Genomic DNA, 12,382 nt, shown 5'->3' on the forward strand with positions numbered 1-12,382 from the left:
GAATTCTGTACAGTTGCCCGGCGAATGTCGCACATCCGAGGGGTATCCTTTGTTGGTTTATGTAGATAGTGAAGTCCTAGTCCTAGAAAGTCGGGACCTTGCTATCAATCTGAACTTCCTATTCCTATGGATACGCAACCTGCCGCCGCACCCCAACCCGCTGCCCCGCCCGCTTCTGTTGGTCCTACCGCATCTGTTACCATCGACATCGAGGGGATGACCTGCGCGGCGTGTGCGTCCGCCGTCGAACGGTCGTTGCGCCGCACGCCGGGCGTCACGCAGGCGCTGGTCAACTACGCCACCGAAAAGGCTACCGTGGAGTACGAGCCCGGCGCGGCCTCGCCGGGTGTGCTCCGCGAGGCGGTGCGCCGCGCCGGCTACGACGTAGCCGCTCGGCGGCCCGACACCAGCGCCACCGACCGCCAGGCCGCGCTGGACCAGCAAAAGGCTCAGGCCTACCATCACCTCAAGCGCCGTTTGTGGGTAGCTGCTGCTCTTACGGCTGTTATCATGCCCTTGTCGATGCTGATGTTGTGGCCCGCGCTGTCGGCTCGCATCAACATGCAGTGGCTCAACTACCTGCTGCTGGTCCTCACGCTGCCAGTAGTGCTGTACAGCGGCCGCGAGTTCTACGTCTCGGCCTGGAAGGGCCTGCGCCACCGCACAGCCAACATGGATACGCTGATTGCGGTAGGCACCGGCGCGGCGTTTCTGTACAGCCTAGCCGTGACGCTGGCACCCAGCTTTTTCCAGGCGCATGGCCTGATGCCCGAGCCCTACTACGACACTACGGCTACCGTTATAGCCCTTATTTTGGTAGGCAAAGTACTGGAAGCCCGCGCCAAAAATCGCACTTCCGATGCCATGCGCGCGCTGTTGCAGCTACAGCCCAAAACGGCCCGCGTACTCCGCGGTGGCAAGGAGGTTGACCTCCCCGTAGAGCAACTCGACGTGGACGATGTGGTAGCAGTGCGCCCCGGCGAGCAAGTGGCCACCGATGGCGTCATCACCGACGGCCGCTCTGCCCTCGACGAAAGCCTACTCACCGGCGAAAGCCTACCCGTAGAAAAGGCAGCCGGCGACGCTGTATTCGGCGCAACGCTCAACAAAACCGGAGCCTTCCGCTTTCGCGTAACACAGGTAGGAGAAGAAACCATGCTGGCGCGCATTGTGCAACTCGTAGAAGACGCGCAAGGCTCGCGGGCGCCCATTCAGCGCCTCGCCGACCGCATCAGCGCCATCTTTGTGCCCACGGTTATTAGCATTGCGGTGCTCACGTTCATTGCGTGGTTTCTGCTGGCTCCCGCCGGAATGCGCCTGCCGCTAGCGCTCATCAATTTCGTGGCCGTGCTGATTATCGCCTGTCCGTGCGCGCTGGGGCTGGCCACGCCCACGGCCATTATGGTCAGTACCGGTAAAGGGGCTGAGCATGGGGTGCTCATTCGTAGCGCCGAAGCCTTGGAAAAAGCCCACGCCGTCACCACTATCCTGCTCGACAAAACCGGGACTATCACCAACGGCCAGCCAGCCGTAACCGACGTCGTAACCGCACCCGACTACCCCGAAGCGCATCTGCTGGCGCTGGTAGCCGCCGTGGAGCGGCATTCGGAGCACCCATTAGCGGCCGCGGTAGTGCAACACGCCACCAAGCAGTCAGTGGATTTTGCGTTGGAAGTAGTTGATTTTGAAGCCGTAGCCGGACATGGCGCCCGCGCAGTAGTAGCAGGCCAACACGTGCTCATTGGTAATCAACGCCTATTGGCCGACGCCAATATTACCCTACCCCCCACCCTGTCCCAGGCCGCCGACACGCTCTTGCAACAGGCCAAAACCGTACTCTACGTAGCCCTTGATGGGCAGGCTGCCGGCCTGCTAGCCGTGGCCGACACCGTGCGACCTACCTCTGCCGCGGCCATTGCTGAGCTACAGGCGCTGGGCCTGGAAGTGGTGATGATGACCGGCGACAACCCCCAAACGGCTCAGGCCGTGGCGGCGCAGGTAGGCATCCGGCGATACGTTGCCGAGGTGCTACCCCAAGATAAAGCGGCCCAGGTGCAAGCCCTACAACAAGAGGGTAGGGTAGTGGCCATGGTGGGCGACGGCATCAACGATGCTCCCGCGCTGGCGCAGGCCGATGTGGGCCTAGCCATGGGCACCGGCACCGATGTGGCCCTGGAAGCCGCCGGCATCACCCTCATGCGCGCCGACCTGCGAAGCGTGGTAACTGCCATTGCCTTATCGCGGCAAACAATGCGCATTGTACGCCAAAATCTATTTTTCGCTTTTGTTTACAATGCACTGGGCATTCCTGTTGCGGCGGGCGTGTTATATCCCTTTTTTGGGGTGTTGCTCTCGCCCATGCTGGCAGCAGCTGCCATGGCACTTAGTTCCGTTTCGGTGCTCACCAACTCGCTGCGCTTGCGTGGTTTTCGCGGGTAGGGAGTTTAGAAATTGCTACTCCAGCGCATCATATTATAGTGTGCTGGATAGGAGAAAATGGACAAAACAGCGTTTATAGGCGGCGGATGCCCCCTTTTTTCCCATTTTACTGGTTAAACTATATAATTAGTTGCATTCATTCTATCCTCCATAATGGTATAAATATAGATATATGAGTAACATGAGTGTATTCTTGAGGTGTTATCTGGTAGTCATTATCTTGATTATAAATAACTTATGGTTATTGTCAGATTATATATTCATATAATTTATATAAATAGTTATTGTCACAATTACTGCAGAATGTTCTTTGATTTTGGAAGAGGAAGTAGCAACCTTAGCATCACATTACGATTGTATGCACTCCTTTCTCCGCCCTCTTGCTCCCTCGCCAGTGCTGACTTTTAAACCTCATATGGGTATGATGTCGGCTAGCCCTTTTGGCTCTTCCTCATCCGAGCCTAGTGCATTATGCTTTCATAATAGCCAAGCCCAAGTAGAGTGGCTGGCCGACAGCTACATTCACGTACGCTGGACCGGGCAACCAATGAACAGCGCTGAATTTCGGGCAGTGTTCCGGTACATACAGGCGTTGCTAATCATCACGCAAGCCTCACTGGTACTAACTGACCATCGCGAAATGCTACCCCCGTCGCCCGCTGATGTAAACTGGCTCATGCACGAATGGACTCCTACGGTAGTGCGTGAAACCAACTATTCTCACCGGGCTATCATACCGGCCCGCAACAGCCAGACCAGGGCAGCAATAGCCAAAGTAACTACCTGTGATGCATCGGCCGCTCTTACGGCCCAGTTTTTCACGGAAGTGGAGCCGGCAGTGCGCTGGCTACGCAGCATTTACGTGGTGTAAGTAGGGGGCATGTTCATTAGGCTTTGCGGCTGGCCCGCTGGGCCAGCCGTAGCCACTCCTGGGCCGCGTCGCCATCATCGAACATCCGCATCTGTAGCTTTCCATTGACACCAATGTGCATGGCCTCGGCAGAAAGTGCTGCCAATGACTCCGAGCTGACAATATGCGCAAAATGTGTAAGGCCCTGACTGATGGCTCGGGGCGCCCAGTTGGTAACCAGCCACTCCACGGCGTGGTCCCAAGGACCAATAACCCGCCGATTATCATTGAGTAGGTAGGAGCAGGCGTGGTCTCGCAAGGGATGCAAGCAGGCATCAGCCCCGGCTATGATACCCACATAGGTTTGATAGCCAATCCAATTGTTATATACCCAGTTATTCGCTGTGTCGAACTCAATGGTAAGGTAGACCTTACCAAATCCGTTGATTAACTCTGTTGGCATACGGACAGTGCAACTAGCGCCTTATGATAATGATGGAACACAGTGAGTGTATAGTCTGATTAGTCATAGGGTAGCATTATGCTGGCTCACCTTCTGGCTTAACAATACAGGGGCGCAAAGAACGGTAAGGAAAAAGAAAAACGCTGAAAACTCGGTGAGTGAAGTGCTCGGCAAGTTCAATAGCGCTTCCTACTGGTTATCCAGGTATTGGGCAATGCGGACTGCTAGGAGCAGAAACGTAGAAGAAACTTCTTAGTTGTGAGTAGGTGGACGTAATCGTCGATCCAGCGGTCTATCAATGCCAGAAAGTCCACCGAGGTAAGGGCTGCGGCCTTTTCCTATTTACTGGACCGTTTAAAAGTAGAGCATCAGGCGTTTTGAAGCTCGACCGTAGTGGCCGCAGCCACTACCTCCTCGGGCGTTAAATTCTGTAACGAGCTGTGCGGTCGAAAGCTATTGTACTCCTGTCGCCACTGCTCGATTTTATCCTGCGCATCGGCCAGCGACAGGAACCAGTGTACGTTCAAGCACTCATCCCGGAAGCTGCCATTGAACGATTCACTATACGGATTGTCTGTGGGTTTGCCGGGTCGGGAGAAATCGAGCGTCACGTGCTGCTCGTACGCCCACCTGTCCAGCGCCTTACTGATAAACTCACTGCCATTGTCGACTTGAATGCGTTCGGGCACCACGCCTAACGCTTGCTGCAAGTGGCTCATGCTGGCCACCACGTCTTCGCCTTTCAACGACTGCCCCACGTGAATGGCTAAGCATTGGCGACTAAAGTTATCCACTATCGTTAAGGCGCGGATTTTGCGCCCCTCGAAGAGCTGATCGGCCACGAAATCCATACTCCAACTCTGGTGTGGTCGCTGCAACTCCACCCGCTCCAGCCGGTGAGCGGCCGCCCGGCTGGAGCGGGTGGAGTTGCAGCGTAAATGCAGTCCTTCCAAGCAATAAAGGCGGTGCACGCGCTTGTGGTTGTCCGGCCAGCCCTCCCGACGCAAGAGCGTGAACAGGCGCTGACAGCCATAGCGGATCCGAACCTGGGCTAACTCCCGCAGGCGCTGGCGCAAGACTGTGTCATCCCACCCGTGCGGCTGGTAGTACCAACTCGACCGCCGGAGCGACACGAGTTGGCAGGCCCGGCGTGTAGACATCCGGTAGGCGTCAATTAAGTATTGAGCCGCGTGTCGACGCTGCTTGGGGCTTCAAAACTTTTTTTGAGCACGTCCTGCAACACCTGCTTGTCCAGGCTCAGATCAGCTACCAGCTGCTTGAGGTGTAGATTCTCTTCTTCCAACTGCTTCAACCGGCGCAACTCGGACACGCCTAAGCCACCATACTTCTTCTTCCAGTTGTAGTATGTGGCCTCGCTGATGCCCATCTTCCGGCATACTTCCGCGACAGCCACGCCCGTGTCCGCTTGGCGCAGGGCAAATACGATTTGAGCCTCGGTAAACTTGGGCTTTTCAGGGCAAGTGTCTCTAATTTTTAAGGTACGGCAATGCCTGATTTTCTCTGGTTTAGCGTGGACTAGTTTTATGGGGAGAGGTCAGGGAGCGGTCAAGCTTATCTTAGCACCCTGTCCGTTTTTACTTGACCACCCCAGTCATGCTGAGCCTATGAAGGATCTTTTGCGTATCTCAACTTGACAATCGTACACGCCGGGTAGCAAAAAAATCCTAGCAACACAACGCCCCGGCCGGCTGGTCGGGGCGTTGTGTTATATCAACCTCTAGCGGATATAGTTAATGCCGATTTTTTGCCATTGGGTTATCTTCCTTTTGCTTTTATAGCTGATGTTCAACAAAATAGAAATAGCCCAACACACTGTATAACTTCTTATTGTATTTAAAAAGAAACCACACTTGGTAAAATAAAACTTGCGCGGATTAGTCCAAGTTGATATGTTGAAGTATGTCTTGGTTTTGTAGATAATAAAGTGAAAAATAAATATCTCTTTTCTATCATCGAATAGCAGGCCGTTTTCCCATGTAATTTCACGTTGCAATCGCTCGGTAATCATATCACTAAACAACACGCGTAGATCACCTTTTTTTGGCGTTTTCAGCAGGTGGGTCATGCTCTCGATTTCACTTGGAAAATCAAACAGGTCATACCCTTCCCACAAGTGTTGTATCGCATTACTTGCCTCACAAAACTTCATAGTTCGCTGCTCAGTCAGTACGCGGTCGATGTCGTTGCTCTTTAAAAATAGCCTCTTCGTTTCTGGTATGTTTCGGAAGAGTGTAAAGGGCCCAGAAACATATTGAGGATGAGCCGAAATAACATCGTGAGCCGCTAGCAACTGTGGCGTGAGCACCTTAATTGTGTCACCAAAAACCATATCAGTATCGCAAAACCCCCAGAAGTCATACGATTCTATATAGTCTTCGTAGATCAGGCCGTATGCAGGTTTGAAATCGCATAACTTATAGGCTTTTGCCACTTGAACAGGCTTCGCTATTTTCCTTGTTGCCAACGCGTTGAATTGTGCCAGGGAAAATGGAATAAAACGCACATTTGTGTAAATTGGATAAACGTCGAATACTTGATCGGTAAAGATGAAGAAAGTAATATTCTTATTATAAGAACAAGATTGTAAAAAATAGTCTAAATATCTTGGTAGGAGACCAAAATGACTGATAATTATTGCAATGCTATTCATTTATTCCTATTTATTTATTGATAGTGATATAGCGAACGGTATATCACTATCAATATTATCGTATTATTTTTTATTTGTTGCCGTCACATACAAAGTGACATGATTATTTTGTATAAGCTCCAGATTTTACGTCAGCAATATGTCAAAGCTATTTCCCCATCACATCTACCACCATCACCATCTGCCCTGCTGCGCTCACTCGACTACCCTCTCGTTGGCAATGATGTCGAAATCTTCCTTTGCACCTGAGTAGCCTGTGCCTCGCAGAGGAAGTAAAAAGGTGCACTAGTATAGAGACGGAACCTATACGAGTTGTCGCTGAGTGTAAATAGAATGCCAGTGCTGAAAAATTTGACACGAAGGAAAGAGCAGCCATAGAAAATAGGGTAGGGGGAGGCCCTAGCCTATTAAATGTTTTACCAGTCGGTAACAAAAACGGCCTCTACGTTATGTAGAGGCCGTTTTCCGTGTGTTAGTGGTCGCGCCAGGAATAAACAGGTGGTCATAGGTTCTTGTCTATTCCTAGCAAGATGCCCTAAATTAGCTAAAAACGCAATTATACTGCAAGGCGTGGGAGATAAAAAGAACCCGTACCCCAAAAAACTGCCACCCAATTTGCCACCCAGTTTACGCGCTCCTGCGCATGCCCGGCGACTTGCGTACGAACTCCTGTAGCAGCTTAATGGTATCCACGCCCACGTAGTGGTTGAAGGCTTTCTCGGTGGTGTGGCCCGTGGCCTGCATCACTAGGCGGGTAGGTACACCTTGGTAGAGCTTGAGCGTGGCGAAGGTCTTGCGACCGAGCTTGGTCGTCAGATTCAGTCGCGTGAGGCCGGCCAGCTGCTGCACCACCTTCAGAAACTCATTTACCCGGTAGCAGATGGGTAGCAGCAAGTCGCCGTGGGTGCGGTGCTCGTAGTGCTGGGCCAGGGAGACCATGCGGAACACGTCATCGTCGTAGAAGGGAATGTAGCACTCGCCACCAGTCTTTTCCGACTTGATATGTATCATCTGGCCTTTCACGTGGTGCCAGCTCAGGCGCTCGGCATCGGAGATGCGCAGGCCGGTGTAGCAGCACTCCAGAAACTTGTCGCGGGCCAACTCTACGTGGGCGGCCCACTGCTGGTAGCTCCACTGGCCGGGTGTATTGCCCTTCTCGCGCCGCTCGCCGCGCAGGGCCAGTAGGCGGGCCTGCACCTCGCCGCTCCGGAAGTCTAGGTCGCGGATGCGGCGCAATTCGTGCTCAGTGAGGGCCTCGGCGCCCACGTACTGCGAAGGAGCCACAAACTTGCGGTACTGGCGGTGGACGGGCAACTCCTGCTCCTCGCACCAAGCCAGGAAGGTGGAAAGGCGGCTGATGTGCTTGCCGAAGGTATTCAGCCCTTGGCTCAGCTCATCCATCAGGTAGGTGCGGAACTCGTTGTAAAAGTCCAGATTCATGCCCTCTAGCGTGAGCGGGTACTGCTTGGCCTCCGCGAACTGTGCGAAGCGACTGCGCGTGGCCTTGAGGCCCGCAATGGTCTTTTCGGAGGTAGGGCGGTAGGTGCGCGGGTGCAGCTTGCGCCGGTACTCGTCAATCCAGCGGTCCATCAACTCCAGAAAGTCTACGGGGGCGGCCGGTGGGGTAGGAGCTATGGCCTGCTCTGGGTGGAGCACCGGAGCCAGAGCGGCTTCCAGTTGCTCCACAGAGAGGTGTAGGCTTCCCCATTTAGGGAGCCAGTTGTGAGCAGAGAAAAGCGTATTTTCACTACCTGACAACTGAGACATGAAAAAGGGACGATTCAGCGAAGCCCAGATTGTGGCCATTCTGCAACAACAAGCCAGTGGGCAGACCGTCGCCCAGATTGTGCGCGAGCACGGCTTGAGCGAAGCCACCTTTTATGCTTGGAAGAGCAAATATGCAGGCGCGAGTGTGGCCGAGCTGACCCGGCTCAAACACTTAGAAGAAGAGAATCGAAAGCTTAAGCAGATGTTCGCCGACCTAAGCCTAGAGAATCAGGCGATCAAGGAGATCCTGCGAAAAAAGTAAGTAGCCCTGCGGCGCGGCGCCAGGCAGCGCAGGGCTTAGTAAGTACAGGCTGGAGTCAGTGGCGGGCGTGCGCCCTGGTGGGGCTCTCGCGTGGCAGCTATCGAGGGGTGGCACGGAGGCATAAGGATGAGCCCGTAGAGCAGTCGTTGCGGGCTTTGACGGGTCGGCACCCCGGCTGGGGATTTTGGAAGTTACACCACCGCTTGCGCAAAAACGGCTTGATAATCAATCATAAGCGCACCCTGCGTATTTATCGGGCGCTGGCCCTGCACCTACCCCGGCGTTTGAAAAAGCGGGTGCCCGCCCGCGTCAAGCAGCCCTTAGCGGTGCCCACGACGGCTAACGTGTGCTGGTCACTCGACTTTACCAGTGACGTGCTGACGGATGGGCGTCGGTTTCGGACCCTGAACGTGCTCGATGACTACAACCGCCAGTTGTTAGGCGTGGAAATCGACTTCTCCTTGCCTGCCAGTCGGGTAGTGCAGGTACTGACGCGCCTAGTCGAGTGTCATGGCCGCCCTACGCAGCTGCGCACCGATAATGGTCCCGAGTTCATTAGCACCCGGTTGACCGAATGGTGCGAGGCGCAGGGGATTGTCCTGCACTGGATTCAACCCGGCAAGCCGACCCAAAACGCCTATATCGAACGCTTCAACGGCTCCTTTCGGCGTGAACTGCTTGACGCGCACCTGTTCCGCTCATTGGCTCATGTTCGCCAACTAGTGGACGAGTGGATGCTCGACTACAACACCCAACGGCCCCACCAAGCCTTGCATTTTATGACACCTATCGAATTTAAACAAGCGGCTTAACCTCTACTAACCACTGGCTTACTCAATAGGGAAGCGTACAAGAGGCGCTGTTGTTGCTCGTAGGCCGTTTGCTGGGTCTGCTCAGCGACGTTGTGCAGCTTATCGAGTTTGGGGTTGATGCGCGTGTTGTAGGAGCCAGGCACGGCACGCACCCGTTTGGCTTCCTCGTCCCAGTGCTCGGGGCGTACCCGCTCGCCGGTAGCTACGCGCAGGCGGTTCCCTTCCCAGCAGACGGTGACCTGAATGGGCGCAAACCCCTTCTTGTTGATCTTATCCTTGCGCAGCTGGCGGGTGATTTCCATTGGGCAAGTATAAGCCAAAGCGGCTGCTAATGTGTATTCACACTAGCAGTTCTCATATTCAGTATCGTAAACCTTCCTCCTCATACAACTCCTGCATAGTCGCCCTATACTTAATACAACCACGGCATTCGCCACACATGATATCTGATTTGTGGCAAGAATGTGCATGACAAAGTAACGGACGGGAAATACCGGATTTCTTGACTAACTCAACGCAACTGAGGTTGAGTGCGGGAGCTGTAACATGCATGCCTCTCTCTTGAAAAGCCATCAGGTGATCTATAAGCTCAATGAATGGCGCTTGACCATCCCGGTGTGTCTCATCTGAGGCAACAGTACCTATCATGAGCTCTTGCACATCGTAGTGAATAACACGCATTGCAGCCATAGTAAGCAAAAGTTGATTTCGATAAGGCCACCACTCTGGGCTCGGTGCAGCATCTAACTGAACACCACCTGTTAAATCACCTGCTCCGAGTGATTTGCAATCTACGCGTAGAATTTCATGCTTAATTCCCAAGGCTTCAGCAACAGCAGTAGCAGCACGAATCTCACCTTTAGCGGGTAACTGACCATAATCTATGGTAATAGCAATAGCAGGACGTTTCCAATAAGCCAGGGCAATAGAATCCATCCCGCCCGAGAGCAGTAAAGCTGATTTCATACTAGGTTATTGATATAACTAATTAAGCATTATGCACTTCTACACGAAGTTCAGCTATACTCTTTGCTATAACAATGGCTTTGAATCTACGCTTCTTCTGCAGGCATTTTAAAAGCCTAGCAGCATTCGTTAGGATAACGCCGCATTCCTCATCTAATCTACTTATCACATAAACGCTATTACCACGCGCAACAACAGATAGTTCTTGCCCCTCCTTTGTTTTGCTTATAGCTAAAGGTTTGGGACTCGCTAAAGTTGTTTCAAATGGACTAATTGAGCACTCATCAGTGCTGCCGCCATTTCCTCCAATGCCCTCCCCAACGCCACCAGCACCGCCAGCGCCTAGCTCTCCATCTTCTAAGGATGCTGGATTGTGTACTGGTCTAGGGGGTAATTTAATACGTTCACTGACACTAGTGCTGCTAAAACTGCTACCTCCACCCATAACTAGATAAATATAAGAAAGACAAAAAGACAGAAGGTCTACTAAAATCAATAGGACCTTCGATCTAAAGATATGGTTATTCCTGCGTTGTTAGCATAACCATGTGAAGAAATTTTTGCACTCTTTTATATATATACCTAACTAAAGTATGTTATGAGTACTCTTAGCCCTTTATTTACAGTGCTAAGTGGGCTCACTCACTTCCTTATATAAGGAGAAGAATGAGTGTTTTATAAGATAGACACCAATCTCTCTTTATAGAACTTATTCATTAGTAAAGGCATGTTATTGTGCTAGTTGTTCTGGAGCCTTTACCAAGAAGTTTTGTACACAGCAGTAGTAAAATCGCGTGTTATTTCGCAATTCGTACCCATAAACATAGTTAAGTCATGTGTACGATTATTGGCAACTAAGCCAACTACTTTTTTTCCTAACGCTTTAGCATAGCCAACCTCGAAAACGGTACCTGGGTCAAAGCCATCTAGTACAGCAAACACAACATCACACCATTCTATAGCAGCAATGTCTTTGGGTACAACATACTCAGCTGGGCCTATTCCAATGTCATGGTAAGGTGAGAAAACTTGATTGCCAAAGTCTAATAGTTTACTTCGGCATTCAGTAATCATCCAACGTTCTGCTTGGGTGAAGAATGGGCCAGCCAAGTAAACTTTTTTTGCTTCCGAACTTGAGATTAGGGCCGGGAAATCTTCATCTGGGGTAGTTGGCAAAGGCAGGTACTTAAACTGGCAGTACTGAGCGGTAAGGCGTGAGGCTAGCAAGGCAGCTTCAGTAGCCGACTTTTGTTCATAAAGCCATTGCCAAGCGAAAACAGCCGAGAATATATCGCCTGAGCCAATCGGGAAGACAGAACGGGTTTCAAATACGGGTATAGATTGAATGCCATCCGGTTCGATTACCAGAGCGCCCTGTGCGCCGTTTTTGATAATAACTACCTCTGCACCCTCACTCTTCAATAAACTGCGTCCAACGTGTTCCAAATCTTCCGCATCCATCTGACCAAAGAGGGAGCGTGCCTCACGACTATTTAGTACTAACGCTAGCTGCTTAGCCGTAGAACCAGTACTTCTAAATGATACTGGAGCGCCCGACTGAGGGTCATATACTACGCGCTTGCCATGCACAATTGCAGAAGCTTCTATTAGATCAAATAATAGAATATTGTCAGCAACTACTTCAGGTAAAGCTCTTCTAGCCGGCTTCTCAAGTTCATATGAGTACCACTTCGGTCTAGCAAGTGGGTGTCGATATTCAAACGTTACGGTGTCCTCTATAAGCTCGGCTTCGAGCTTGATATTGTATATATCACAAACAACTTGAAGATCAGCTACGTCTTGTGTCCCTACACACGTGGTGAAACTGATATCGGGTATATGCCCAGCAAGAGCCACTGCTGCTCTGAAGCCAGAGCCATACAATTCGTTCCACACTGGTTCTTCACAAATTTCTCTATAGGTACCCCCAACGATAGTTAGCATTACTAGTAACTTAAGCTTATACGTTCTGAATTAACACTTGACATTCGGCACCATTCAAAGCCATAACCTTGGCCTCAAACTCTACTCCTTGATCAATACACGTTCTGATTCTGTTAATAGAAGTGATAATACTTCCACAGATCTTTTCTTCCTTGTTCAAAACGTTTAGAGCTAGAGTTGCTTTGCTACCAACAATCTTTAAGATATC

11 protein-coding genes are annotated in these 12,382 nt (G+C 51.7%); 3 read left to right on the forward strand and 8 right to left on the reverse strand.

Annotated elements, in window-relative coordinates; translation table 11 throughout:
• The first annotated feature begins 126 nt into the window (after positions 1-126).
• Both F1C16_RS02915 and F1C16_RS02920 read left to right on the forward strand, forming a co-directional pair.
• A complete protein-coding gene (locus tag F1C16_RS02915) occupies positions 127-2,439 on the forward strand; it encodes a cation-translocating P-type ATPase (RefSeq protein ID WP_185282877.1) in 2,313 nt (770 codons plus the stop codon).
• A 547-nt stretch (positions 2,440-2,986) separates the two neighbouring features.
• Positions 2,987-3,310: a hypothetical protein gene (locus F1C16_RS02920; protein ID WP_185282878.1), complete on the forward strand. Its 324-nt coding sequence runs from the start codon at positions 2,987-2,989 to the stop codon at positions 3,308-3,310.
• A 16-nt stretch (positions 3,311-3,326) separates the two neighbouring features.
• Here the strand turns inward: F1C16_RS02920 and F1C16_RS02925 are convergent, their stop codons facing one another.
• The 4 genes from F1C16_RS02925 to F1C16_RS02940 all read right to left on the reverse strand — a co-directional run bounded on the left by F1C16_RS02925 (position 3,327) and on the right by F1C16_RS02940 (position 8,109).
• Complete coding sequence (locus F1C16_RS02925) at positions 3,327-3,752, reverse strand: STAS/SEC14 domain-containing protein (RefSeq protein WP_185282879.1); 426 nt, start codon at positions 3,750-3,752, stop codon at positions 3,327-3,329.
• Between the two features lie 368 nt (positions 3,753-4,120).
• A protein-coding gene (locus tag F1C16_RS02930) for an IS3 family transposase (RefSeq protein ID WP_185284206.1) occupies positions 4,121-5,244 on the reverse strand; the annotation gives its coding sequence in 2 pieces (ribosomal slippage) (positions 4,121-4,953 and positions 4,953-5,244; 1,125 coding nt in all).
• A gap of 246 nt (positions 5,245-5,490) precedes the next feature.
• Positions 5,491-6,423 (reverse strand): DUF6625 family protein, encoded by a 933-nt coding sequence (locus F1C16_RS02935; protein WP_185282880.1) that lies wholly within the window; start codon positions 6,421-6,423, stop codon positions 5,491-5,493.
• 627 nt (positions 6,424-7,050) lie between these two features.
• Entirely contained in the window at positions 7,051-8,109 is a 1,059-nt protein-coding gene (locus F1C16_RS02940) for a tyrosine-type recombinase/integrase (RefSeq protein WP_185282881.1), read from the reverse strand.
• Positions 8,110-8,188: 79 nt separating this feature from the next.
• On the opposite strand from F1C16_RS02940, the gene F1C16_RS02945 reads away from it, so the two are divergent.
• Positions 8,189-9,264, forward strand: a protein-coding gene (locus F1C16_RS02945; RefSeq protein WP_258049008.1) for an IS3 family transposase whose coding sequence is annotated in 2 segments (ribosomal slippage) — positions 8,189-8,438 and positions 8,438-9,264 — 1,077 coding nt in all. Because the reading frame shifts where the segments join, the coding sequence is not laid out codon by codon here.
• Here the strand turns inward: F1C16_RS02945 and F1C16_RS02950 are convergent.
• The 4 genes from F1C16_RS02950 to F1C16_RS02965 form a co-directional block, all read right to left on the reverse strand.
• On the reverse strand, positions 9,261-9,566 hold the full coding sequence (locus tag F1C16_RS02950) for an Arm DNA-binding domain-containing protein (protein ID WP_185282883.1): 306 nt from the start codon (positions 9,564-9,566) through the stop codon (positions 9,261-9,263). The two genes, F1C16_RS02945 and F1C16_RS02950, sit on opposite strands and share 4 nt — an antisense overlap.
• A gap of 58 nt (positions 9,567-9,624) precedes the next feature.
• Positions 9,625-10,230 (reverse strand): 7-cyano-7-deazaguanine synthase, encoded by a 606-nt coding sequence (locus tag F1C16_RS02955; protein ID WP_185282884.1) that lies wholly within the window; start codon positions 10,228-10,230, stop codon positions 9,625-9,627.
• Positions 10,231-10,252: 22 nt separating this feature from the next.
• Positions 10,253-10,726, reverse strand: coding sequence for a hypothetical protein (locus F1C16_RS02960; RefSeq protein ID WP_185282885.1), 474 nt, complete (start codon positions 10,724-10,726; stop codon positions 10,253-10,255).
• Positions 10,727-10,986: 260 nt separating this feature from the next.
• Positions 10,987-12,174 carry a PfkB family carbohydrate kinase gene (locus tag F1C16_RS02965; protein ID WP_185282886.1) on the reverse strand — a complete coding sequence of 396 codons (1,188 nt, stop codon included), beginning with the start codon at positions 12,172-12,174 and terminating at the stop codon, positions 10,987-10,989.
• Positions 12,175-12,382 lie beyond the last annotated feature (208 nt).

Source organism: Hymenobacter sp. NBH84 (genome assembly GCF_014217645.1).
In the GTDB taxonomy this organism is placed as follows: domain Bacteria; phylum Bacteroidota; class Bacteroidia; order Cytophagales; family Hymenobacteraceae; genus Hymenobacter; species Hymenobacter profundi.